General features: G+C 62.3%; 20 protein-coding genes. 4 read left to right on the forward strand and 16 right to left on the reverse strand.

What is annotated here, in order from left to right; translation table 11 throughout:
* Window positions 1–232: 232 nt before the first annotated feature.
* Together tkt and FY528_RS00010 are read right to left on the reverse strand one after the other, a co-directional pair.
* Window positions 233–2284 (reverse strand): transketolase, encoded by a 2052-nt coding sequence (tkt, locus tag FY528_RS00005; RefSeq protein ID WP_149068938.1) that lies wholly within the window; start codon window positions 2282–2284, stop codon window positions 233–235.
* Window positions 2285–2413: 129 nt separating this feature from the next.
* Window positions 2414–3397, reverse strand: coding sequence for an arabinan endo-1,5-alpha-L-arabinosidase (locus tag FY528_RS00010; RefSeq protein ID WP_149068939.1), 984 nt, complete (start codon window positions 3395–3397; stop codon window positions 2414–2416).
* Between the two features lie 268 nt (window positions 3398–3665).
* Here FY528_RS00010 and FY528_RS00015 point away from each other — a divergent pair, with 268 nt between their 5' ends.
* The 3 genes from FY528_RS00015 (at window position 3666) to FY528_RS00025 (ending at window position 7527) form a co-directional block, all read left to right on the forward strand.
* A complete protein-coding gene (locus tag FY528_RS00015; RefSeq protein WP_149068940.1) occupies window positions 3666–4733 on the forward strand; it encodes a LacI family DNA-binding transcriptional regulator in 1068 nt (355 codons plus the stop codon).
* 38 nt (window positions 4734–4771) lie between these two features.
* Window positions 4772–5434, forward strand: a complete 663-nt coding sequence (locus FY528_RS00020) for a 3'-5' exonuclease (protein WP_187631924.1) — start codon at window positions 4772–4774, stop codon at window positions 5432–5434.
* 191 nt (window positions 5435–5625) lie between these two features.
* Complete coding sequence (locus FY528_RS00025) at window positions 5626–7527, forward strand: DUF294 nucleotidyltransferase-like domain-containing protein (RefSeq protein WP_149068942.1); 1902 nt, start codon at window positions 5626–5628, stop codon at window positions 7525–7527.
* A 144-nt stretch (window positions 7528–7671) separates the two neighbouring features.
* Here the strand turns inward: FY528_RS00025 and FY528_RS00030 are convergent, their stop codons facing one another.
* Window positions 7672–8271, reverse strand: a complete 600-nt coding sequence (locus tag FY528_RS00030) for a sce7726 family protein (protein WP_149068943.1) — start codon at window positions 8269–8271, stop codon at window positions 7672–7674.
* A gap of 391 nt (window positions 8272–8662) precedes the next feature.
* Between FY528_RS00030 and FY528_RS00035 the strand changes: the two genes are divergently transcribed.
* Entirely contained in the window at window positions 8663–10315 is a 1653-nt protein-coding gene (locus FY528_RS00035) for an ArnT family glycosyltransferase (RefSeq protein WP_149068944.1), read from the forward strand.
* A gap of 141 nt (window positions 10316–10456) precedes the next feature.
* Here FY528_RS00035 and lysA read toward each other — a convergent pair whose 3' ends face one another.
* The 13 genes from lysA to FY528_RS00095 form a co-directional block, all read right to left on the reverse strand.
* Window positions 10457–11599 carry a diaminopimelate decarboxylase gene (gene lysA / locus FY528_RS00040; protein ID WP_149068945.1) on the reverse strand — a complete coding sequence of 381 codons (1143 nt, stop codon included), beginning with the start codon at window positions 11597–11599 and terminating at the stop codon, window positions 10457–10459.
* A gap of 51 nt (window positions 11600–11650) precedes the next feature.
* Window positions 11651–12988 carry an aspartate kinase gene (locus FY528_RS00045; RefSeq protein ID WP_149068946.1) on the reverse strand — a complete coding sequence of 446 codons (1338 nt, stop codon included), beginning with the start codon at window positions 12986–12988 and terminating at the stop codon, window positions 11651–11653.
* Between the two features lie 101 nt (window positions 12989–13089).
* A complete protein-coding gene (locus tag FY528_RS21135) occupies window positions 13090–13227 on the reverse strand; it encodes a hypothetical protein (RefSeq protein WP_187631925.1) in 138 nt (45 codons plus the stop codon).
* A gap of 135 nt (window positions 13228–13362) precedes the next feature.
* Window positions 13363–13875 (reverse strand): hypothetical protein, encoded by a 513-nt coding sequence (locus FY528_RS00050; RefSeq protein WP_149068947.1) that lies wholly within the window; start codon window positions 13873–13875, stop codon window positions 13363–13365.
* Window positions 13876–13985: 110 nt separating this feature from the next.
* Entirely contained in the window at window positions 13986–14795 is an 810-nt protein-coding gene (locus FY528_RS00055; protein WP_149068948.1) for a hypothetical protein, read from the reverse strand.
* 77 nt (window positions 14796–14872) lie between these two features.
* A complete protein-coding gene (locus FY528_RS00060) occupies window positions 14873–15640 on the reverse strand; it encodes a slipin family protein (RefSeq protein ID WP_149068949.1) in 768 nt (255 codons plus the stop codon).
* Between the two features lie 197 nt (window positions 15641–15837).
* Entirely contained in the window at window positions 15838–17196 is a 1359-nt protein-coding gene (locus FY528_RS00065; RefSeq protein ID WP_149068950.1) for a M28 family metallopeptidase, read from the reverse strand.
* Window positions 17197–17429: 233 nt separating this feature from the next.
* Window positions 17430–18659, reverse strand: coding sequence for a beta-ketoacyl synthase N-terminal-like domain-containing protein (locus FY528_RS00070; protein WP_149068951.1), 1230 nt, complete (start codon window positions 18657–18659; stop codon window positions 17430–17432).
* The gene (bioA, locus tag FY528_RS00075) at window positions 18652–19977 is read right to left on the reverse strand and encodes an adenosylmethionine--8-amino-7-oxononanoate transaminase (protein WP_149068952.1); all 1326 of its coding nucleotides are present in this window, start codon (window positions 19975–19977) and stop codon (window positions 18652–18654) included. Before bioA ends, FY528_RS00070 begins: the two co-directional genes overlap by 8 nt.
* Before the next feature lie 179 nt (window positions 19978–20156).
* Window positions 20157–20780, reverse strand: a complete 624-nt coding sequence (bioD, locus tag FY528_RS00080) for a dethiobiotin synthase (protein ID WP_149068953.1) — start codon at window positions 20778–20780, stop codon at window positions 20157–20159.
* A gap of 135 nt (window positions 20781–20915) precedes the next feature.
* The gene (locus FY528_RS00085) at window positions 20916–22064 is read right to left on the reverse strand and encodes an aminotransferase class I/II-fold pyridoxal phosphate-dependent enzyme (RefSeq protein WP_187631926.1); all 1149 of its coding nucleotides are present in this window, start codon (window positions 22062–22064) and stop codon (window positions 20916–20918) included.
* 166 nt (window positions 22065–22230) lie between these two features.
* On the reverse strand, window positions 22231–23112 hold the full coding sequence (locus FY528_RS00090) for an alpha/beta hydrolase (RefSeq protein ID WP_149068955.1): 882 nt from the start codon (window positions 23110–23112) through the stop codon (window positions 22231–22233).
* Window positions 23113–23205: 93 nt separating this feature from the next.
* Window positions 23206–23472, reverse strand: a complete 267-nt coding sequence (locus tag FY528_RS00095) for a hypothetical protein (protein WP_149068956.1) — start codon at window positions 23470–23472, stop codon at window positions 23206–23208.
* Window positions 23473–23500: the final 28 nt, after the last annotated feature.

The following is a 23500-nucleotide window of genomic DNA, read 5'->3' on the forward strand; positions in this document are numbered from 1 at the left end:
GTGCCCCCACCCGTACCCGGACGACCCAAAGTGTGCGGTTCGACCAATTTCCATTCCCGTTCGCTTAATTCATGGCGGCGTAGCATGCCGCTAAGCTACGACCACTGTCCACACTCCCTAGTATTGTCATGCTGAGCGGAGCCGAAGCATCTGTACCGCTTCGTTGCAATGCTATTCAGACAACGCGGTAGAGATGCTTCGACTCCGCTCAGCATGACACTGTTCTTACAGCTTAGGAAAGCACTTCCTTGGGCTCGATTTCGGCAGGCTCGTCTTGCAGCAGGCCTTTGGCTTTGGCTACCACGTTCTCCACCGAAAAGCCAAACAGCTCCATCAGCACCTCGCCCGGCCCCGACTCGCCGAAGCGGTTGATACCAATGACGGTACCCTCGTCGGTGACGTACTTGTGCCAGCCCATAGGCGAGCCGGCTTCGATGGAAACCCGCTTGCGCACCGAGGGCGGCAGCACCTGGCGCTGGTAGGCTTTATCTTGTTGCTCAAACAGCTCCCAGCTGGGCATGCTCACCACGCGGGTGGCGTGGCCTTCCGCTTCCAAGGCTTTCTGCGCTTCCAGGGCCAAGGACACTTCCGAGCCGGTAGCCAGCAAAATCAGCTCGGGCTGACCCGATTCGGCTTCCTTCAGAATGTACGCACCCTTCGCTACGCCTTCGCGGGCCGAGCCATACTGACTCTGGTCGAGCACCGGCAGCTTCTGGCGCGACAAAATCAGCACCACCGGCGACTTGGGCTTGGTCATGGCCACGCGCCAAGCTTCCACGGTCTCGTTGGCGTCGCCGGGGCGCAGCACAATGATGTTGGGAATGGTGCGCAAAGCCGCCACGTGCTCTACCGGCTGGTGCGTGGGACCATCCTCGCCCAGCCCGATGCTGTCGTGAGTAAACACGAACGTCACGGCCGATTCGGCCAGGGCCGTGAGGCGAATGGCGCCGCGCATGTAGTCGGAGAAGGTGAGGAAGGTGCCGCCGTACACGCGCACCCCACCGTGGTGCGACATACCGTTCAGGGCCGCGCCCATGGCGTGTTCGCGCACCCCAAACCACACGTTGTTGTAGTGGTACTGCCCGGGCTGGAAGCTGATGTCGCTGCTGGTGGGCATTTCGTTGGAACTGGCCAAGTCAGCCGAGCCGCCAAACAGATAGGGAACCGTCTTTTTCAGCGCGTTCAGGGCTTTGCCCGATGCCTGGCGCGTAGCCAGGGCTCCATCGGCCGCCGTGAAAACCGGCAGCTCCGCATCCCAGCCCGCGGGCAACTCACCCGCAAAGGAGGTCTGGAACTGCGCCGCTTCAGCCGCAAACTCCTGCTGGTAGCGGGCAAACGACTCGTTCCAGGCTTGCTGCAGCTCAGCACCGCGCTGGCCGGGCTCCAGCATGTGCTGGCGCACGTCCTCGGGCACCACGAACGACTGCGCCGGGTCCCAGCCGAAAAACGCCTTGGCTTTGCGCAGATTGTCGGCGCCCAGCGGGCTGCCGTGTACTTTGCTGGTGCCCTCACCGGGGCTGCCGTAGCCGATGATGGTTTTAATGGAAATCAGCGAAGGCCGGTCGGTTTCCTGCTGGGCCGCCCGGATGGCGGCCTCAATGGCGTCGAGGTCGTTGCCGTCGGCCACGCGGGAGGTGTGCCAGCCGTAGGCCTCGAAGCGGGCCAGGGCATCCTCGGTGTAGGACAGGTTGGTGGGCCCGTCGAGGCAGATGTCGTTGTCGTCGTAGAGGTAGATGAGCTTGCCCAGCTTAAGGTGACCGGCCAGGGAAGCCGCTTCGGCCGCAATGCCCTCCATTAGGTCCCCGTCGCTGACAATAGCGTAGGTGTAGTGGTCCACGACTTCGTGCTCCGGCTTGTTGTAGGTAGCGCCCAGAAACGCCTCAGCCATGGCCATGCCCACGCCGTTGGCGAAACCCTGCCCCAGCGGCCCCGTGGTTACTTCCACGCCCGGCGTCATGTTCGACTCGGGGTGGCCGGGCGTGCGCGAGTGCAGCTGCCGGAAGGCCTTCACGTCGTCGAGGCTCAGATCGTAGCCATACAAGTGCAGCAGGCTGTAGAGCAAGGCTGAGCCATGCCCCGCAGATAGCACGAACCGGTCCCGGTTAGGCCACTTCGGGTCCTGCGGGTTGAAGCGCAGAAAGCGCGAAAACAGCACGTAGGCCATGGGCGCCGCGCCCAGCGGCAGGCCGGGGTGGCCGGAGTTGGCCTGCTGCACCGCATCCACGGACAGCAAACGGAGGGTAGTGACGCTAAGCTCGTCGAGCGAGAGAGTGGGAGCGGCCATAGGGCTAATCAAGAGTTGACGAATACAGGAGGAAGCCGAATGCCTGGGGAGCAACACACGGGTCAGCAAAGTAAGAACTTTACTCCTATACACAATCGATTGTGTATGAAAATCTACAAAAGCTACCTTTTACGGCTTCACCACGGGCCAGCCGGCGGTGTCCCAACCCAGCTTTTCCACGCGCAGCTTGGGGTGGCCCTGGTCGGCGGCATCGTAGGCGTGAAACACCAAGTAATCGGCCTTATCGAAGGTTACGACGGCGTTGTGGCCCAGGCCAAACCAGTTCTGGTCGCCGGCCAGCACCAGGGTGCCACCGCCCTGGGTGAGAGGCACGTTGGCGCGGTCGAGGTAAGGGCCGGTCAGGGTTTTGGAGCGGCCCACCATGATTTTGTAGGTACTCTCTACGCCGCGGCAGCAGTAGTCGAACGAGGTAAACAGGTAGTAAAAGCCGTTTTTCTGGAAGATGAACGGGGCTTCAATGGCACCGTCACCGGGCAGGGAGTCGGCGAGCTGGGCGGAACGGGGGCGGCTGGCCAGCGTCTGCCACTGCTCGGGCTGGGCGGGGGCCGTCAGATCGGGACGGAGCTTTACCAGCTTGATGCCGTTCCAGAAAGAGCCAAACGTGAGCCAGGGAGTACCGGCCGCGTCACGGATCAAGTTGGGGTCGATGGCGTTCCACATATCCCGCCCCGGCACCGACTGCAGCACGCGCCCGTGGTCTACCCACTTGTACTTCGGGTCCTTAGGGTTGAGGGTGGTATTCGTCGCCAGCCCGATGCAGGAGGTGTTCTTACCGAAGGCTGAAATCGAGTAAAACAGGCTGTACTGGCCGTTGTGGAAGGAAATATCAGGGGCCCAGATGTGGTTGCCGCGGAAGCCGGGCACGGCCGCTGTGGCCCAGGCCGGCGCCTCGGCAAACACGGCCGGCTCGGGCTGCCAGCTTTTCATATCACTGGACGACCACACCGCAATGCCCCGGCCGGTGCAGAACAGATAGTAGCGGTTGTCTTGCCGGATCATCACCGGGTCGTGGGCCGGAATGCGGGGCGGGGTTTGGGCCCACGCGGCGGCGCTACTCAGGAGCAGCAAGAAAGAAAGCAGGAGTTTTTGCATGAAAATGTGCGGGAATTACATAAACGATTGTGTAAGTCTTGCTAGTTACCTAAATTCACCACACCAAGCACGAGCAGCCCTCATTTTTTCTGACATGTCCTGGTTGGAGCCATCCGCACACACGTTGCCGGGAAATGTATCTTTGCCGGCTATCTTTCCGTGTCGGCATAACTTCTCTGCCTTTCCTACGGCCGGTTATCAGCCGCGCTAACATTCCCTCTCCGAGGACTCTTTTCACTTCTGCCTTACCGCACGCATCCTTTGTTTTATGGCCCCACGCGCTAAACAGGAGCAACTCCCGCCGCCTACCACCCCCGTTTCCATGGCCGACCTGGCCCGGGAGCTGGGCGTGTCCATGACCACCATTTCGCGCGCACTGTCCGACCACCACAGCATCGGGCCGGCCACCAAGCAAAAGGTGCAGAAGCTGGCCAAAAAGCTCAACTACCAGCCCAATCACCTGGCGGCTGCCCTGCGCAAAGGCAAAAGCAAGTTGCTGGGCGTGATAGTGCCTTATATAGAAGGACGGTTCTTCCCGTCGGTGGTGCACGGCATTGAAAGTGCGGCCAGCAAGGCCGGCTTCAGCGTCATCATCTGCCAATCGAACGAGGACGCGGCCCATGAGCGGAAGAACATCGAAACCCTGCTCAGCGCCCAGGTAGCTGGTATTCTGGTGTCGGTAGCCCGCACCACCAACGACTTCCGCCACTTCGAGAAAGTGCGCAAGCGCGGTATTCCGCTGGTGTTTTTCGACCGGACCATGGACAATGACGCCGTGAACTCCGTGGTGCTCAACGACTGGAAAGGCGGCTACCAATCTACCAAGCACCTGATTGACCAGGGCTGCCGACGCATTGCCCACTTCGCCGGCCTGCAGCACCTCAACATCTACCGCAATCGTCGGCAAGGCTACCTCGATGCCCTGCACGATGCCGGCCTGCCCCAGGACGAGGAGCTAATTGTGTACTCGGACATGACCATGGAGGAAGGCGCTGACGCCATGCGCCGCCTGCTGGCTTTGCCCAACCCGCCCGACGCCGTCTTCTCGGCTGGTGACTCCTCGGTGCTGGGGGCCTTGCAGGAAGTAAAGCGCCAGGGGCTGCGCGTGCCCCAGGATATTGCCCTGGCTGGCTTCAGCAACGAGGCCTTCACGTCCATCACCGAGCCCATGCTTACGTCCGTAGATCAGCGCTGCGAGGAAATGGGCCAGGCCACCGTGCGCTTGTTTCTGGAGCTGATAGACTCGGCGGGCGGGGCCTACACCCAGCGGCAGGTGGTGCTGCAGCCGGAACTGTTCGTGCGCGAATCGTCGTTGCACGGCGCTAATTCCAAGTAACCCCTGCCTCAGGCTTCTGCGCTGTGCGAGACTACCTCTTGTTTGTTGATACCGAAACCACGGGGCTGCCGCGTCGCTGGACGCGGCCCTACGCGGCAGCCGGCCGCAACTGGCCACACGTAGCGCAGGTAGCCTGGGCGGTATATACCAGGGGAGGGGAGTTAGTGAAATCGGCCAACTACTACCTGCAGATTCCGAGGGGCAGCATGCAGGCGTCGTCGGAGGCTATTCACGGGCTAAGTCCGGCGTTTCTGGCGGCTGAGGGACACGCGCCGCGCCCGGTGCTGGAGGAGCTGCTGCGCGACCTGCGCACCTACCAGCCCCTGGTGGTGGGTCACTACATCCGCCTCGACTTTCATATGCTGGGCGTTGAGTTTCACCGGGCGGGTTTGCCTAACCCCCTCCGCGAACTGCCCACGTTCTGCACCATGCAGCTAGCCGCCAACGACAGCCCGGAGGCTACCGCGCTGGCCAACCGCCGCCTCGGCGACCTGTACCAACGCCTGTTCGGGGAGCCCCTGGAAAGTGCCCACGATGCCTGGGCTGATGCCGATGCCACGGCCCGCTGCTTTTTCGCCCTGCGCCAGCGTGGCCTGCTCACCGACGATATGGTAGCGCGGGCCCCCCGCCTGGAAATCCCCGAAGAACCCACGCCCTGGCTGCGCCGCTTCCTGCAGCAGGCCGCGTTTTGGTTTGCGTAGGGTAGTGGCTGGTTTGTAGTGTTTTTGAGTATTGTCATGCTGAGCTTGTCGAAGCATCTCTCCCGCTCCGTTGTGCTGGCTTCAGTAGTTACCATTTCGGGAGAGATACTTCGACTTCGCTCAGCATGACGCCTATGTAGTAGCTGTCCAGATCCTCTGACAACCGACAACTATCAACTGACAATTGTCCCATGGAAAACCGCCTTGCCTTTCTGAAAACTGTGGCGCCGTTCAGCTTGCTGCCCGAAGATGTGCTGAGCGGGGTGGTGGGGCTGCTGCAGGAAGTGACGCACACCAAGGAAGCCCTGATTTATCAGCAGGATGTGTCGAAGCTGCGGGGGCTGGACATCATTGTGGAGGGTGCTTACGACACGTTTTTCTACGACAGTGAGCAAAACCACCGCCTGCCCGAAGAATACGGGCCGGGCACCTGCTACGGGGGCATGTCTATTCTGCTGAATAAAAAACGCTCCATCCGCACGGTGGTGGCGCGCAAAGGCACCCGCGTGTTGGCTTTGCCCCGCCGCGACTTCCGGGGGCTGTGCCTGGCCTACCAGGAGTTCTTTCACTTCTTCACGGCACGCTACGGGGAGCGGATGCTCAACGACGAGTACGCCCACTTCGTGAAGCCTGCGCCCGCACCCGAGGAAAACTTCATTGCCGCCGACCAGCTGTTTTCCCGCCGCATCGAAACGTTGGAAACCCGCGCCATTGTGGCCTGCCCCGCCAACACGCCCATCTTCGAGGCCGCCCAGCGCATGAAGGCCGGCCGCGTGAGCTGCCTGTTTGTGACCGATGAAGCCGACTCCGTGCAGGGCTACGTGACCGACATGACCCTGCGCGACCAGGTAGTAGCCCGTCAGCTGTCGGCTAGCCAGCCCGTAGCCGATATTATGGCCACGCCGCTGGTATCCATCCGCGCCGAGGCCTACGTGTATGAGGCCATCCTGCTGATGTTCCAGACCAAAACCCGCTACCTACTGGTGAAGCGGGGCGAGGAGGTGCTGGGCTTCCTGAGCCGCAACAAGCTCCTTTCGGATCTGGCCCAGTCGCCGTTTATGTTTATTCAGGCCGTGAAGCTGGCCGAAAGCAACCGGGAGCTGAAGCGCCGCTGGGAGATGGTGCCCGACATCGTGAACCAGCTGCTGAGCCGGGGCGTGAAGGCCGAAATTGTGAACCAGGTCATCACCACCGTGGCCGATACCATTGCCGTGAAGGTGATTGAGGGCGTGCTGGCCGAGCATGGTCCGGCCCCGGCCAAGTTCGTGTTTATGGTGCTGGGCAGCGAAGGGCGCAAGGAGCAAACCCTACTCACGGACCAAGACAACGCCATCATCTACGAAGACAAGGCCAACGAGCAGCGGGAACTGGTGCGCGCCTACTTTCTGCGTTTCGCCACCGCCGTTTCCGACCAGCTCAACCACATCGGGCTGCACTTCTGCACGGGCGGCTTCATGGCCAAAAACCCCAAGTGGACGCACTCCCTCTCGCACTGGAAGCGCAACTACCAGCAGTGGATGACCGAGTCGAACCCCGAGACGGTGATGCAGTTCTCCACTTTCTTCGACTGCCGCTACCTCTACGGCGAGGAGGCCATTATGCAGGAGCTGCAAGCGTTTCTGCACGCGGAGCTGCGCGGCCCTCAGGACCGGTTTTTCTACTTCATGGCCAAAAATGCCCTGCAGTACGAGCCCCCGCTTACCTTCTTTCGCAACTTCCGCACCTTCGCCCAGGGCACCCAGCAGGTATTCGACCTCAAGAAGACGATGACGCCCATCGTGGACCTGGTGCGGGTGTATGCCCTGCGTCACCAGGTGGCCGGCACCAACACCGGCGAGCGGCTTACGCTGCTGCGCCAGCAGGGCGTGTTCAGCGAGAAGGAATACCAGGAGCTGCTGCAGGCCTACTACTACCTGATGGCTATGCGCCTGAAAAAGCAGGCCAAGCAACTCATGGACGACCGCACCGCCCCCACCAATTACCTCGACCCCAGTGTGCTGACTCAGGTAGAGCAAGTCACGCTCAAGGAAATCTTCAAGGTCATTAGCGACTTCCAGCTCAAAATCAAAGTAGGCTTCACGAAGACGCTGTAGGGTGAGGATAGCATATACTTAAGGCAGTGTCATCCTGAGCGGAGCGAAGGACCTTATCCCGTGTGAACGACTTGTTCTAGCGGGATAAGGTCCTTCGCTCCGCTCAGGATGACAGAAGAGGACATAGAGCAGACAACGGCTCCCTTACTTCTTTGGCTTGCGACGGCGGCGGCTGGCTATTCGTTCCCGCTCGGCTTTGCGCTCGGCCCGCACGGCCAGCCGCTCGTCCATGCGGCCCATCAGCCGCTCGCGCACATGCTGGGCCAGGTCGGCGAGGGAAACGAGGCGGGTGGTGCGCAGGAAGCTAAGCACTTCGCGGCGGCGCAGGGTGCTCACGCCGGGTAGCCCCCGCGCCAGCAGGTACTGCTGCACCTCGCTGTGACGCAGCAGGGCCGCTACGGCCGGCCGCTCCACGGTGGCATTGTACAAGGCCGGGCGTTCCGTGCGCAAGCCCTCGGCCGTGGCAACCTGAATGCCCACCCACTCCGGCAGCAAGGGCCGCAGCTTGGGTACGTGCTTTTCGGTGACCACGAAGGTGACGAAATCGTAGGCCTTGGCGTAGCAGGGCAGCTGCTTGGCCACGCGTTGCAGGGTGTCGGCGTCGCCTTTTAGCTCGTAGCCGTGCATGAAATGCTCCGTGATGTGCACCACATCGGCGCGGGTGGTGCCGGTGGGCAGCTCATCTACGTACAGGCCGCCCTGCAGCAGCGGGTACAATAGCACACGGATTTCGGGGTCGTTCATGCAACGGAGAAGGCCGCGCAAGTTACGCAGGCCAAGGCAGCTTAGCAGGCAGAAAAGTGGGCCGGTTGCGTAGGCGAGTTGGAGCCGGCTTCTTGCTTTTGTTCAATCAACCCAGCAGCGGCCTGCTTGCCCGGCTATACGAAGCTACTACGAACCTACATCGAACAAACAACGAACCTACAGCGAAGAAATGGTGAGGCGACTTCCCGGAAAAGTAGTACTTGAGGAGAGGGAAGAAGCCAAGGGCGGGGGCGGGGCCACAGAGCAGCTGGCCGGGGAAAGGGCATAGTCAGCGGAAGGGCTGAGTGCATGAGGGAGGCTGCATGGCAACCAGCCAGACGCTACCTTCGTGGCCTGATTTTACACTTCTTTTTGCTTCTGCATTGCCGCTATGCCCTTGCCCATCACGTCGCGCACCTGGCTCTGGTTGTTTTTAGCTGCCCTGGGGCTGGCGTTCCTGCTGGGGCTGGGCGCCTGGGGGCCGCTGGAAAGCTCGGAGGCGCGCTACGCCGAAATCGGGCGGGAAATGCTGACAGGGCAGGACTGGCTGCACCCACGCCTGCTGGGCATTCAGCACTTTCATAAGCCCCCGCTCACGTACTGGCTCACTGCGGCCGGGCTGGGTTTGTTTGGCGAAACAGCTTTGGGCGTGCGGGTGCTGCCGGTGCTGGCCGTGCTGCTGCAGGTGCTGCTGGTGTACGGACTCGGCCTGCTCTTTTTTGCCCAGGACCGGGCCCGCGCCCTGGCCGCGGCCGTGGTATACGGCACCCTGCCCGTGGTGCTCATTTCGGCCCTCAACGTGACGACGGACGCTTACCTGGCCACGCTGGAGCTGGCGGCCGCCTACGGCATCCTGCGCTACTACCACGGGGGCGGGGCGCGGTGGCTGTATTTATTCTGGCTGGGGCTGGGGCTGGCTTTCCTGACGAAAGGTCCCGTGGGCTTCGTGCTGCCGCTGATGGCAGTCGTCGGGTTTTACTTCCGGCAGGGACAGGCGCGGCGGCCGTTTACCTGGCATCATGCCGTGGGCATCGGGCTGTTTTTGCTGGTGGGGCTGAGCTGGTATCTGTACCTGATGGCCGAAAACCCCGCTTTTCTGCGCTATTTCCTGTTTGAGCACACCGTGGAGCGGTTTGCCAACGCGGCTACGTTCAACCGGGCCAAGCCCTGGTGGTTTTACCTGGTACTGGCCCCGGCCACCAGTCTGCCGTGGTCGGTGGCCTTGATGACGCAGGCCGTGCGCACGCGCTGGGCCGAGGTGCCGCAGCCGTGGCGCAACGTGCTGCTGTTCTGGGTGGTGCTGCCGTTGGTGTTCTTCTCCATCTCCAAGTCCAAGCTGCTGCTGTACGTGCTGCCGGTGTTTCCGGGCGTGGCCCTGCTCACGGTCTACTACCTGGGCCGCCTGACGGATGGGGCGCTGCACCGCTGGTACGTGGGGTTTCTGGCGTTTTGGGGGCTGCTGCTGGCGGCGCTGTGCCTAGTGCCGGTGCTGAGCGCCGTGGGCTGGGTACCACTGGAAGCCGGGCCGCTTACGGCCGGGGCCGCCGCAGCGGGCATTGCCCTGCTGGTTTTGCTGCTGATGTTCTGGGACGAAATACGGGTGGCCCCGCGCCTGCTGGTAGGAGCGGGCCTGTTCACGGTGGCGCTGCTGGTTGCGGCCAAACCCCTATTGCACCAGAATGAATTGACCTTCAACGGCAGCCGACCCCTGGCGGAGTTCCTGCAGGAAAACCAACTCACCAACCGCCAGATTCTGGTGTACAACGAGCTGCTGCCATCCCTGGCCTTCGAGCTGGGCCACGTACCCGTGTCGCTCTACGACGGCAACCAGAGCCTAAGCCGGGAAACCCAGTTTGAGGCCAACGACACCTGGCAGCGTCAACTCATCAACCTGCAAAACCCCCAGCAGGAGCCCTACCTCGGCAGCCTGCTGGTGCAGCGCCCCGTGCTGCTGGTGAAAGGCGAGATGCGCCCGGAACGGCGCTGGATGCTGCGCTACTTCCGCCAGCAGCAGAAGCTGGGGAAGTGGACGGTGTGGTGGTGAGTGAGTAAAAAAACGCGTGTCATCCTGAGCAGAGCGAAGGACCTTATGAGGTCTGCACGAGTCGTTGTTACCGATTTCGTTCTAACCTCATAAGGTCCTTCGCTGCGCTCAGGATGACATGCGTTTCGGGTGTTCAAGCATTTACCGATACTCCGCCCCAGCCTTTTCCCGCAGGTTGTAGCCCGACGACATGACCTCCCCGTAGGCCCCGGCCGAGCGGATGGCGAGCAGGTCGCCGCGGCGGGTTTCGGGCAGCAGCACCTGGCGCCCAAAGGTGTCTGATGACTCGCAGATGGGGCCTACTACGTCGTAGTCCTGGGCCGGGAGCTGGCTGGTGAGGTTCTGGATGGCGTGGTAGGAGCCGTAGAGAGCCGGGCGAATCAGCTCCGTCATGCCCGCGTCGAGGATGGCGAAGCGGCGCTGCTGGCTGTGCTTCACGTACAGCACCCGGCTTACCAAGGAACCACATTGGGCCACGATGGAGCGGCCCAGCTCCACGTGTACCTGTTGGTTCGGGCGGCGCTGCAGGTGCTGCTCAAACGTGCGGAAGTACTGCTCGAAGTCTGGCACTGAGTGCTGGTCGGGCTGGTGGTAGTCGATGCCCAGGCCCCCGCCCAGGTTCAGGTGGGGCAGGTGGTGGCCCCGGTCTTCCAACCAGGTCTGCAGCTCGTTGAGCTTTTGGCTGAGCTTCTCAAACACCGTGAGGTTGGTAATCTGGGAGCCCACGTGCGTGTGCAGGCCCACCAGCTCCAGGTTCGGTAGGTTTTCCAGCTGCTCAATCACGCCACCCAGATCCGAGAGGCTGATGCCGAACTTGTTGGCGTCGAGGCCGGTGGTGATGTGGGGGTGCGTGTAGGCGTCCACGTTGGGGTTCACGCGCAACGCCACGCGGGTGCGGCGGTTCTGGGCCCCGGCCAGCTCGTTCAGCACCGTCAGCTCCTCCACCGACTCGGCGTTAAAGCACCAGATATCGGCCGCCAGCGCCAGGTTGATTTCCGCATCGCTCTTGCCTACACCGGCAAACACCACGTGGTCGGGGGCGAAGCCGGCGTCGAGGGCACGCTGCACTTCACCCCCGCTCACGCAGTCGGCGCCCAGGCCGTGCTGGCGAATAAGGTCCAGGATGGGGGCGTTGGCATTGGCTTTCAGGGCATAATGCACTTGGAAGCCGCGGGGCCGGGCTGCTTGCTGCAAAGCCGTGAGCGTGCGGTCCAGCAGCGCCAGATCGTAGAAGTAAAAGGGCGTAGGGCGGTCCAGCAGATCCGCCGGTAAACGAAACGACATGTAGCAGAGAGTGCGAAGCGAAGAAAAGAGAGAAGCCGCAGCAGCTAAGCGCTACACTGCTTCGGCTTTGCGGCGGAACAGGCCTTCGTTGAGGGAGCGGAGGGCCCGGGTTTTGTCGGCGGTGTTGATGAGCACGCTGATGTTGTTGGGTGAGCCGCCGTAGCTGATCATGCGCAGCGGAATGTTCTGCAGGGCGTTGAACACCTGCCGGGCCGAGCCGTGGTTTTCCTGAATCAGGTTGCCCACCAGACAAATAATGGTTTGCTGCTCGTCTACTTCCACCGTGCCGAAGCCGCGCAGCTCCTCCAGAATTTCGGGCAGGTGGGTTGCGTCGTCGATGGTGAGGGACACGGCCACTTCCGAAGTGGTAATCATGTCGATGGGCGTGCGGTACCGCTCAAATACCTCAAACAGGCGGCGCAGGAAGCCGTGGGCCAGCAGCATGCGGCTGCTGCGCACCTTGATGGCCACCAACCCGTCCTTGGCCGCCACGGCCTTGATGGCTTCGTCGCCGGTGCGGGCGGAAATGAGCGTGCCCGGCGCTTCAGGCTGCATGGTGTTGAGCAGGCGCACCGGAATGCCGTACTGGCGGGCCGGCAGCACCGAGCTGGGGTGCAGGATTTTCGCCCCGAAGTAGGCCAGCTCGGCCGCTTCATCAAACGACAGCTCCCGGATGGGGTAGGTGTCTTCCACCACGCGCGGGTCGTTGTTGTGCAGCCCGTCGATGTCGGTCCAGATCTGGATTTCCTCCACCCGGGCCGCGGCCCCAATCAGCGAGGCCGAGTAGTCGGAGCCCCCGCGCTTGAGGTTGTCGATGAGACCCTGGGCGTTGCGGCAGATGTAGCCCTGGGTGATGAACAGGGTCTGGCCTTCGTGCCGGGCCAGCTGCTCCTGCAGGTGCTGCTCGATGTAGGCGCCGTCGGGCTCTTCGTCCTTGTCGAGGCGCATGAAGTCGAGGGCGGGCAGCAGCACGGCCGGGCGGCCCAGCACATCCGTCACGTAGCGGTGGAAAAGCTGGGTGCTCAGCAGCTCGCCCTGGGCCAGAATCAGCCGCTCGCCCACCGGCGTGAGGGGGTTGCGCATCAGGTCGAAGATGGCCCGGAAGCAGGCATCCAGCTGACCAATGGCAGCCGTGGCTACTTCGGCCTGGGGCAGCAGCTCGCGGGCCGTCATCAGGTAGTGCTGGCGCAGAATCTCGGTCTGGGCCGTAGCCGCCGTGATTTCGCCGTCGTAGAGCAGGCGCGCCACCGTCACCAGGGCATTGGTGGTGCCCGACATAGCCGACAGCACCACGATGCGGGGCTCCTCGGGGGCGTGAATCAACTCGGCTACGGTGCGCATGCGCTCGGCCGTGCCTACCGACGTGCCGCCAAACTTGAGAACTTTCATGAGAAAAAAGGCTGAAAACGAGTTGCGAAAGAAAAGACAAGAAAAAAGCGCCGACCTTGGGGAGGACCGGCGCTTGGAGGTTCAGATTCGGGTAGGGCGAACTAGTGCGACGGTCGGGTCGAGGGACATTTCTTCGATTTCTTGACCATCAGGTCGCCGTTCTGCTTGCCGCATACCATCATCTGCTTCGCCGAAACCAGCGAAGTAGCAGAAGAAAGGTAGGTGAAAGCTGAGAACATAAGAGGTGCTGAGTTGGGCCGTTAGCTGCCCTTGTGGCTGCAAGTATACGGCGGGAAGTGAGAATCCAAAAAATCTTTTTTGCGGGCAGTTTACGATTTCTACCAGATAGCGTAAGTCCTTTCTACGCACTCAACTTACGGCAGCACACGCTTCTGCACCCAGGCTTGGAGGGTGCCATTAGCCTGTTCCTGCAGCAGCTCGTCAAGGACTTTGTTCTTTTTGGCGGGGTTAGCCTGGTACATTTTCAGCACGGGCGTCAGGCCGGCCATGTTCAAGGTTAGCGCGTCTTTTTCGGCGGGGTGCTGGAGCTGATAGCGCGCCCAGCCGGCCAGAAACAGCATCATGTAGTTGGGCTCTTGGCGGCTCAGCTCCGTCACGAAGGTTTGCAGCTTCACCTTTACGGCCGGCGAGCCGCTCACCCACTGCAGCACAAACTGGTTGGTGGCCCGGCGGGTGTCTGGCTGCTGGTCGAGTGGGGTGACTTCGAGCCAGTTGGCCGCCTCAATTACCTGCGGGGCGTAGCTGGCGTAGTCTTCGGCATCGCGAAAGGAGTAGCCCGCCGGGGCACGGTACGGCTCCGTTTGAGCCAGCGCGGCCGGGGCAGCAGCCAGCAGGGCCAGCGTGAGGGTAAGACAAGCTTTTTTCATGCGCATTGGGTGCGGCAAAACCGCGTAATCATCAGCAAACCTATTGAAAAACACCGACAACTGCCGGCTTCTACCTTATTTGAGAGCAAAGGAGCCAGCCGATACAGGCTTTAGTACTGGTAATATTCCCGCAGCTCAAACCCCTCTGCCTGCTGGCGCGCCGCCAGCTCCCGCAGTAGGTAGTACTTGTGAAAATGGCCTACCAGTACCACAATGCGACGAGCCTGCCGCTGGCGGATATGGGTAAGAATGTGGGCCGCCATAGCTTGGTTGCGCGTGTCCCAGAAGTCGGCGTTCAGCTGGTAGAAGGCGTGGTAGTCGGCTAGCTCGGGGCGGGCCTGCACCACGGCGTTCAGCTGCTGGTACTGCCAGTACTGCCGCCGGGCCACCAGCGCATACACACCGGGCTGGTTGATGGCGTAGGGTGTGCGCGTGGAGGTGCGGTTGGCCGAGTCGGTGAGCTGGTAGTACCGGTCAAGGATGGTGCCCTGCGCCGGAGTGAGGCGGCGCTGCTTGTAGAGGTCGTCGAGGAGGGCCAGCACTTCCCCGGGTCTGGTGAGCAGGCCGTGCCGGCGGTGAAAGTCGTTGCGGCCTTCGTAGTCGAAGGGACGCATGGGCACGGGGTGCTGCTGGCGGTATAGGGCCACGCCCAGGGCTTCGTTTTCGCGGGAAGGGCGCCGAAGCTCAAAGTCCGCCGTGAAAAACGAGCTGTCCAGCTCCACCAGTAGCAAGTCGGGCTGCACGCGCTGCAGAATGCGGGCCACCGAATCAGGGGTGAAGCGGCGGGTGGCTTTGTGCACCGTGCCCACGATGACGACCTGCACGGGCGGCGCGGCCGGATCGATGCTTTCAGGGGTTTGCGCCGTTGCCTCCCCGCCCAAGAGCAAGCCAAACAGTAGCCACAGCCATAGGTTCTTCATAGGGGATAGGGGAGGAAGCTACAAGAAACGCACATTCGGGCCCCCGGCCAAATGTGCGTTGTAGTCTGGCGCAACGTTTACCCTACGGCTGTGGGCGTGGCTGCTTGCGTGAGGTTACGGGCCAGGTTGGTGAAATCGGAGGGAATGAGCACCACGGTGGTCGTGTTATTGTCAATACCGATTTCGGACAGCATCTGCATGCGGCGCAGCTCCAGAGCCATCGGACTTTCTTCCATCTGTTTGGCACCCTGCGTAAGCTTGAGGGAAGCTTCCAGCTCGGCTTCGGCCTTGATGATGCGGGCGCGCTTTTCGCGGATAGCCTCGGCCTCGCGGGCCATGGCACGCTGCATGGACTCCGGAATTTCCACGTCCTTGATTTCTACCATTTCAATCTTCACGCCCCAGGGCTCAGTAGCGGCATCCACGAGTTGCTGCAGGGTGCGGTTTATTTGCTCCCGCTCCTTCAGTACCTCGTCCAGCTGGTGCTGCCCGATGATGTTGCGCAGGGCCGTAACGGACAGCTGATACACTGCCTGGTTGAAGTTGGCCACTTTGATAATGGCATCCTCGGGGTTAATAACCCGGAACCATAGCACCGCATTTACCTTGATGGTTACGCTGTCCTTGGTAATGGTTTCCTGTTGTTCCAGGTCCACGGTTTTGGTGCGAATGTCAACCGTAGTGCGGCGCTCAATGAACGGAATAATCCAGTACAGTCCCGGTCCGCGCCGCCCCACGTAGCGCCCCAGCCGAAACACAATGGCCCGCTCGTACTCCTGCGCAATGCACAGGCCCATACACAGCAGCACAAGCCCAACTCCCAGCAAAACAAACAGTGTTATCATCAACGTGGTGGCCCCAGGCCAAAAAGTGAAAAGATATGCGCGGGAGCAGCGCACGCCCCGTGCCAGAGCATGCGCCCAAATGCAAAAAGCCTGTTTCGACTAGCGAAACAGGCTTTGCTGTGCTTTGAGGCAGCTTGAGGGTTAGCGAGAGTAACCCATTTTGGTAGGGTTGATTTTCAGATGCGACAAACGCTGTGCTACCGCACCGGCTTCGGCAGCACCGGCAGGCTCTCGTGGCCCTCGGCATCCACAGCCACTACCCCAAAGATGTAGTTGTCCTTGCTGTGGGGCAGGTCGGCTTTGGTATCTGTTACGAAGAACTTCTGCTGCCACTCCGGGGCACTGGTTTCGCGCATGAGCACGTAATAGCCAGCTGGTCTTTCGCCGGTTTTGGGGGCCTGCCACTGCAGCTGGGTGCGGTTGGTAAGCTCAGCCGTGAGTACGCCCACACTTTCGGGCGCGGCGGGGGCCAGGGCCAGGGAGGCCAGGGTAGCCAGGTTTACGCCGGTGTTTTTACGCAGGTAGGCAAAGTCCATAAACTTGGCATAGTCCCCGTACTCAGTGCCGTTTTCCTGGCGCAGGTCCTGGTGCTGGTGGCGGAAGTCCTCGTTCATTTCGGAAAAGCGCACCGCCGTGAAGCCCTGCTGGTTGAAGGGCGTATGGTCGCCGCCGCGCAGAAACCGGTCGGGGCGGTATTCCAGCACTACCTCGTGGCCGGGCACATACTGCTGGCAGGCCGTGCGGGTGTAGCGGGCCAGGTTGCGGGAGGGCGAGTCATTCTCGGAGGACAGGGTGCGGCGCACTTTGGCCTCGTCGGGCGTTTCGGTGGCGGGCACGCCCTCGCTGAACACGCGCAGGCGCTTGTCGTCCTTCAGGTCCGGGTCGTGGCCCTGGGAGTTGCCCATGATGTCGTTGTTGAGCATGGCCACCAGTTGCCAGTTCTCGGCCTTGGCGCGCTTGGCCAAGTGGGTGGAGCCGTAGAGGCCCTGCTCTTCGCCCTGCACGGCCACGAAGATGATGGTGGCCGGAAACTGCTGCTTGCTCATCACCCGGGCCAGCTCCATCACGGCTACCGTACCCGAACCGTCGTCGTTGGCCCCGGGCGCGTCGGCGGTGGCGTTCATCACGTCCGTCACCCGCGAGTCGATGTGCCCGCTCACAATAAATACGCGCTTGTCGGTGGGGTCGGTGCCGGGCAGAGTGGCCATTACGTTGGCCATGAGCACCGGCCGGTCGATGCGGCGGCCGTCGGGCTTGATGGTGAAGGTATCCTGGGTTACTTTCAGGCGGCCCCCGCTGGCTTTGCTGTACTTCCGGAACTCGTCTTCCACCCAGCGCCGGGCGGCCCCAATGCCGCGTTTTTTGCTTTTCGTATCGGAAAGCGTGTGCCGGGTACCAAAGCTCACGAGCTTATCGATGTCCTCGCGCAGATTTTTCTCCGATACCTCTTCCACCATCTGGCGGATCAGCGGGTCGGGGGTAGTGGCGGGCTGGGTTTGGGCGAAAGCGGGTACTGAGAAACTCAGGCCGAGCAGAAGTAAAAACGAACGGTGCATAGAGAGCCGGTTAAAAACAAGGGAAAGACGCAGAGGAGCATGCCAGCGTTGCTGGCATGCTGTGGGGTGCGCAGCGGCGTCCTGCTTTATCTAGCGTCCGCGAAGTCGAAGCATCTAGCAATTTGTCTGAATAGCCATTGCAACGAAGTGGTAGCGATGCTTCGGCAAGCTCAGCATGACCCGAAAGATAAAGATATACGCTTCGTTAAGCCAGGTGCGCAAACCCTGAGCTTCTACGGCTGCCCGGGCAGCAGGGCCACCACCACGCTGGCCGCGTTGCCGCCAAAGCCCGCCGCATTTACCAGGATGCGACGAATAGGTTTTGGGGCAGCAGCGGCCAGATCGGAGGCAAACGGTGCCACCGGCCACTGCTGGGTTTCGAGCACGTGCAGGGCAAAATCCAGACTTAGCGCGGCGGAAGCCCCCAGCGTATGCCCCACCAGCCATTTATTGGACAGCAGCGGCGGCAGGTTCTCACCGAAGATAGCGCGCAGGGCCGCCCGCTCGGCCGCGTCGCCGGCCGGGGTGCCGGGGCTGTGCAGCACCACCGCGTCGATGTCGGCGGGCAGCGCGTGCGCCTGTTGCAGGGCGTGGCGGATGGCCTGCTGGAAGTGCTGCCCGTCGGGCGAAAGACCGGTTTTGCTGCCCAGCGCCTCAAACCCAAACCCCACGCCTTCCAGCACCGGCAGTGATGGGCGGCCCGCTGCTGCCCAGGCCGCACCGCTCAGCTTTTCCAGGGCAAATACGGCCGCGCCCTCGCCCAGCACGAAGGTAGAGGGCCGGCCCGCGCCCGGCCGACAGGGCCAGTCGGCCGCCGCCAGGGGCGAGTAGATGCCGATGGCCTGCATCTGCGCCAGCGTGAACCCGGTGAGGGGAGCCTCGGTGCCGCCGGCCAGAAACCGCTCGGCCATGCCGGCCCGCAGCCAGGCTACCGCATTGCCCAAAGCCTGAAATGCGCTGCTACAGGTACTGGAATGGCTCAGGGCCGCGCCGCCCTTGCTGCCCGCATCAAAAGCCACCCAGCTGGCCACGTTGCCCAGCGTGGTGAGGGGTGAGGCCGCCGCCGGTACATTACCTTCACTTAGGAACTCCGCATGAAACTGCTCCAGCCGTCCCGTCGCGCCCCGGCTGCTGCCAATGCTGACGGCGAGTTGGATGTTCGTTTCTGAATTCTGGCTGCCGGTTGATTCTGGAGCCCAACCCGCCTCTACGGCAGCTTGGCGGGAGGCCAGCAGGGCCAGCAGCACCGTGCGGTCAAGTTGCCGAAAGGCCGGGTGACTGGCGCGCAGCTCTGCCAAGGCTTCTTCGGCGGGGGCAGGCAGGGCCGCTACGGGTAAGTTGGTCGGGTGCGTGGAGAAGGGCGAAGTCAGCGGCCCGGCCCATTCCCTGGCCGTGCCCAGCGCCGACGCCCGGCCCCGGCCCCGAATAACAATCAGGTCAGCGGCAGTAGCGGGGCTAGTCATGCAGGTATTCGGGCAGGGTGGGGGCGGGCAGGAAGTCGAGTACTAGCTCGCGCATCTGGCGCAGCACGGCGTAGAGCAGCTCCAGTTCCTCGTTGGTGGTGCAGTAGGGCGGCAGCAGGTACACGACGTTGCCCAGGGGGCGCAGCACCACGTGGTTGTCGATGGCCAGTTGGTAGAAGGCGTCGCGCAGGCGGCTGAAGTAGCTGGTGCCCTCGCCGGGGTCGTATTCCACGGCCAAGATTGTGCCCTGGTGGCGCACCTGCCGGATGCCGGGCAGCCCTTCAATTTCCTGCCGGAAGGCGGCGTGGGCGGCGGCTAGGCGCTGGCGCTGCTGGGTGCAGGCTTCGGCGCGGGTAAGCTCCAGGCTGGCCAGGGCCGCGGCGCAGGCCACAGGGTTGGCCGTATAGGAGTGACCGTGAAACAGGGCCTTCATCTTGTCGTCGCTCAGGAAAGCCGCGTAGATGGGGGCAGCACAGGTGGTGAGGCCCATCGCCAGGGTGCCGCCCGTCAGGCCCTTGGAAAAGCACATGATATCGGGCTGCTCTCGGGGCAGCAGCTCACTGGCGAAGAGCGGACCCGTGCGTCCGAAGCCCGTCATCACCTCATCGGCTATGCAAAGCACGCCGTGCTGGTGGCAGCGGCGCACCAGTTCATCCAGCACCTCGGGCGTGTACATTACCATGCCCGCTGTGCCCAGCACCAGCGGCTCGAAGATAAAGCCGGCTACATCGGGCCGCGCCAGCAGCGCGTCAAGCTGGCTCAGAACTTCTTGCTCCTGGCCCGGCACCGGTACGTCGAGAAACTCCACGTCGAAGAGCAGAGGCCAGAAAGGCTGGGTGAAAGCGCCCCGGCTACTTACGGCCATAGCCCCGAAGGTGTCGCCGTGGTAGGAATTTTGGAAACAGAGAAAGGTGCGGCGCTCCGGCTGACCCAGGTTGTGGAAGTACTGCAACACCATCTTCAGGGCTACTTCCACGGCGGTAGAACCGTTGTCGGAATAGAATACGCGGGCTTGGTTGGCGGGCAGCAAGGCCAGCAGCTGCTCGGCCAACTCCACGGCGGTGGGGTGGGTGAAGCCGGCAAACAGCACGTGCTCCAGGGTGCGCAGCTGCTCGCTCACGCGCTCGGCAATGTGGGGGTGGGCATGACCGTGCAGATTCACCCACCAGGAGGAAATGCCGTCGAGGTAGCGCGTGCCGTCTTCGGCAATAAGCCAGCTGCCTTCCCCGCGCACGATGGGCACGGGCAGGGGGGCGGTTTGCATCTGAGTGTAGGGGTGCCACAGTACGGCGTAGTCCCGTTCGGCGAGGGTAGGCATGGGGCAAAGGTAGGGCAGGGCCAGCCTAAGGTGGCGCGGAAGACTTTAGCCCGCAGAAGCCGCCGAAGAAACGCCGAAGACGCAGAGGCCTTTCGGCGCAGATTAACAGAACATTGAAAACCTCTGCGCCTTCAGCGTGAACTTCAGCGTCCTCTGCGGGCTAAACCAGTTCGGTCAGCTTAGAAAGAAGAAAACCACGCCCGAAACTCCGCCGCATACCGGCTCACCACCTCCGCCGAAACATGAGGCTCGGGCAGCACCCGGGGCATCACGGGTACGCCGGTGTGCTGTTGAATAAAGTCCTCCGTGGCCAGCGTCGGCTCCCCGTTGAAGACAAGGCCGCGCACCCGCAGGCCCCGCGTTTGCAGGGCCTCCAGCGTGAGCAGGGTATGGTTGATGCTGCCCAGGTAATTGCGCGACACCACCACTACGTCCAAGCCAAACTGGCCAATGAGGTCGGCTATCAGAAAGCCGGGTGCCAGGGGGACGAGCAGGCCGCCGGCGCCTTCCACCAGCAAGTGGTTATCGGTAACGGGCAGCTGAAAGTCTTCAGAGCGAAGCGTCAGCTGCTCGGCGGCGGCAGCGGCGTGGGGCGAGGCCGGCAGCTGCAGCCGGTGCCGCTCGGGCCAGAACCGGCTGACCGGATTTTGCACGAGCCCGCGCACGGTAGCGGCATCAGTGGTGGGCTCCAGCCCGGCCTGCACGGGCTTCCAGTAGTCGGCCTGTAAGGCCTCGGTGAGGATGGCCGAGACGAAGGTTTTGCCCACGTCCGTGCCGCTGCCGGTGATGAAGAGTCGTTCCAAAGGAGGAAGGGGTGTCAAGTAGGAATGGATGATATAATAGCCATGTTCTGTCATCCTGAGCTTGCGAAGGACCTTCTGGTAGTTGAACGACTTGTTCAAGCATGATAAGGTCCTTCGCAAGCTCAGGATGACAAATCAACCAACAGTTACCTGCCCCGCCAGCACCCGCGCCAGCCCCTCAACTTCTGCCTCGGTATTGTAGGAATGTACAATCAGCCGCAGCCGCTCCGTGCCCACCGGCACCGTGGGCGACACAATGGCGCGCACGTCGAAGCCGGAGGACTGTGCAGCAGCGGCTATTTGGCGCACATAGGCGGAACCGGGGCTAGTGGTGAAGAACACGGGATGAATGATATGGCTGGCCGCAGGCACGTGCAGGCCGGGCACGGCGTTGAGTTGAGTCTTCAGGTAATCAGAAAGGGCGAAAAGCCGTTTCCGCTCCGCTGTGAGCGTGGGCAGCACCGTGTAAGCTGCTGCCAGCCCGGCAATGGTAAGCGGGGGCAGGGCGGTGGTGTAGATGAACGGCCGGCTGAAGTTGAGCAGGTAGTCGCGCAGCACAGCGGCGCCAGCTACAGCGGCGCCCTGGCTGCCCAGGGCCTTCCCGAAAGTGAGGATGCGGGCAAATACCGCGTCTTCCAGGCCCAGCTCCGCTACCAAACCTTCGCCCCGCGCCCCGTACACGCCGTTGGTGTGGGCCTCATCTACTACCAGATACAGCTCCTTTTCCTGGCACAGGGAGGCCAGCTCAGTCAGCGGGGCCATGTCGCCATCCATGGAGTACAGCGCTTCCACGGCCACGAAGACGGCCCCGGTGGCGCGGGCTAGCTTGCGTTCCAGGTCATGCAGGTCGTTGTGGCGGAAGCTCCAGGCAGTGGCAAAGGAGGCACGGATGCCGTCCTTCACGGAGGCATGGGAGGCTTCGTCGTAGAGAATGGTGTCGCCGCGGCGGGGCACGGCGGCGAAGAAGCCCAGGTTAGCCGCGTAGCCGGAATTAAACAGCAGCGCGGCCTCGGCGCGGTGGAAGCGGGCAAGCTGCTGCTCCAATGCCTCGGCGGCGGCAGAGTTGCCCGTGAGCAGGCGGGAGCCAGTGCTGCCCGCCGCCTCGGCCACTGCCTGGTGCAGGGCCGCCTGCACGGTGGGGTGGCGGCTCAGCCCCAGGTAGTCGTTGGAGCTGAAATCAACGAGCCCGGCGGCCGGCAGCGTCAGGCGGCGGCGGGTGCCGGTGGCCTCGCGCTGGGTTAGCTGCGCCGCCAGGCGCCGGTGCAGAGAAGAAAGGTCAGACATCAAATAAGGACTGAGCTGGTAGATTTTCTGCGCTGCCGAAAAGGCTGTAGAGACGCGACACTTCGCGTCTGCTCGTTGAGTGACTCGGAGCCGCGTAGCCTACACAATGTTAGCAACGACGAGACGCGAAGTGTCGCGTCTCTACAAGGGGCCGGAATAGGCCTTTCTACGGCACCAGCACGGCGTTGGCGCGCAGGATTTTGGCGAAAAACAGGGCGTGGAAGGGCAGGGAGTTTTCCCAGTACTCCCAGGTGTGGGCGCCGGGCCGCTCGGTGTACTCGTGGGGCGTGGCGTTGTACACCAGACGGCGGTGCAGCTCGCGGTTGGGCTCAATGAGGAAATCATCTACTCCACAGTCGATGATGAGGGGCAGGCCGTTGGCCTTAAGCTTATCAGCCAGGGGCAGCACCATGTAAGGGCTAAGGTAGGTTTCCAGGTTGGCACCCACCGGCCCTACAATGGGCTCAAACCGCTCGGTGAGGCGCTTGGCTTCCTCGGGGTTCTGCTTCCACCGGGCCGTGCTGATGTCCACGGCCCCACTCATGCTGCCAGCCGCACAAAACAAATCGGGGTGGCGGGCCGAGAGGTACAGGGCCCCGTGTCCGCCCATCGACAAACCCGTAATGACGCGGCCTTTCCGGTCGCGCACGGTGCGGTAGGTCTGATCGATTTTCTGGATTACTTCCTGGGTAATGTAGGTTTCGAACTGGCTGGTGGGGTTCACTGGGCTGTCGATGTACCAGGCAAATGCCTCACCCTCCGGCATGACAATGATGAGGTTGTACTGGTCGGCCAGGCGGTGTACCAGCTGTTTGTCGGGCGTTTTGGCCAGCCAGTCGGAGTAGTGGCCGGTGGCGCCGTGCAGCAGGTACAGCACCGGAAAGCTGGCCTTTTTCTGTTTGGCGTAGGCATTGGGCAGCACCACGTTGGCGCGGTAGGTCTTGTGCATGACCGCGCTGGGAATGGCCAGTGTATCGACCCGGGCCCCGAAGGACACGCCCGCGTAGCCCAACAGCAGCGCGAGCAGCAAGCAACGGAAACTGCGCATAAAGCAGAGAAAAAGAAGGTAAAACACTACTTCGGCCGCCGCTCATGCAAATGAACGGCGGCCGGAGCACCAAAAGGCAACGCAACCAAGCTGCTACGAAGCTTCAAACCGCTTAGCGGCCAGCCACACGCTGCCGTCCCGGCCGAAGCTGCGGACGCTGATGACTACCCACTGGTCTTCTACTTCCAGCCGGTCGCCTACGGCGGGCAGCACTCCATGCAGCGAAACGATGCCACTGATGGCGGCACCAATCTTGTCTTCCAGGTCCGAAATCAACTCGTGCGCCTCGCGGGCCTCATGCTGCTGCCGTATTTCTTCGGCGAAGCTATGGTCGAGGTTCAAATCAAATACGATATTCATACGGCAGGAAAAGTTATGTCATGCTGAG

Origin of the sequence: Hymenobacter lutimineralis (assembly GCF_008271285.1) — a bacterium.
GTDB lineage: Bacteria > Bacteroidota > Bacteroidia > Cytophagales > Hymenobacteraceae > Hymenobacter > Hymenobacter lutimineralis.

Bases quoted from the DNA above. Each gene is read 5' to 3' on its own strand.
- bioA (WP_149068952.1), bottom strand. From the start codon at position 19,977: ATGCCTACCCTCGCCGAACGGGACTACGCCGTACTGTGGCACCCCTAC.
- FY528_RS00025 (WP_149068942.1), top strand. From the start codon at position 5,626: ATGGAAAACCGCCTTGCCTTTCTGAAAACTGTGGCGCCGTTCAGCTTG.
- FY528_RS00055 (WP_149068948.1), bottom strand. From the start codon at position 14,795: ATGAAGAACCTATGGCTGTGGCTACTGTTTGGCTTGCTCTTGGGCGGG.
- FY528_RS00070 (WP_149068951.1), bottom strand. From the start codon at position 18,659: ATGACTAGCCCCGCTACTGCCGCTGACCTGATTGTTATTCGGGGCCGG.
- FY528_RS00085 (WP_187631926.1), bottom strand. From the start codon at position 22,064: ATGTCTGACCTTTCTTCTCTGCACCGGCGCCTGGCGGCGCAGCTAACC.
- FY528_RS00095 (WP_149068956.1), bottom strand. From the start codon at position 23,472: ATGAATATCGTATTTGATTTGAACCTCGACCATAGCTTCGCCGAAGAA.
- FY528_RS00045 (WP_149068946.1), bottom strand. From the start codon at position 12,988: ATGAAAGTTCTCAAGTTTGGCGGCACGTCGGTAGGCACGGCCGAGCGC.
- FY528_RS00090 (WP_149068955.1), bottom strand. From the start codon at position 23,112: ATGCGCAGTTTCCGTTGCTTGCTGCTCGCGCTGCTGTTGGGCTACGCG.
- FY528_RS00015 (WP_149068940.1), top strand. From the start codon at position 3,666: ATGGCCCCACGCGCTAAACAGGAGCAACTCCCGCCGCCTACCACCCCC.
- FY528_RS00050 (WP_149068947.1), bottom strand. From the start codon at position 13,875: ATGAAAAAAGCTTGTCTTACCCTCACGCTGGCCCTGCTGGCTGCTGCC.
- lysA (WP_149068945.1), bottom strand. From the start codon at position 11,599: ATGTCGTTTCGTTTACCGGCGGATCTGCTGGACCGCCCTACGCCCTTT.
- FY528_RS00035 (WP_149068944.1), top strand. From the start codon at position 8,663: ATGCCCTTGCCCATCACGTCGCGCACCTGGCTCTGGTTGTTTTTAGCT.
- tkt (WP_149068938.1), bottom strand. From the start codon at position 2,284: ATGGCCGCTCCCACTCTCTCGCTCGACGAGCTTAGCGTCACTACCCTC.
- FY528_RS00060 (WP_149068949.1), bottom strand. From the start codon at position 15,640: ATGATAACACTGTTTGTTTTGCTGGGAGTTGGGCTTGTGCTGCTGTGT.
- FY528_RS00010 (WP_149068939.1), bottom strand. From the start codon at position 3,397: ATGCAAAAACTCCTGCTTTCTTTCTTGCTGCTCCTGAGTAGCGCCGCC.
- FY528_RS00030 (WP_149068943.1), bottom strand. From the start codon at position 8,271: ATGAACGACCCCGAAATCCGTGTGCTATTGTACCCGCTGCTGCAGGGC.
- FY528_RS21135 (WP_187631925.1), bottom strand. From the start codon at position 13,227: ATGTTCTCAGCTTTCACCTACCTTTCTTCTGCTACTTCGCTGGTTTCG.
- FY528_RS00065 (WP_149068950.1), bottom strand. From the start codon at position 17,196: ATGCACCGTTCGTTTTTACTTCTGCTCGGCCTGAGTTTCTCAGTACCC.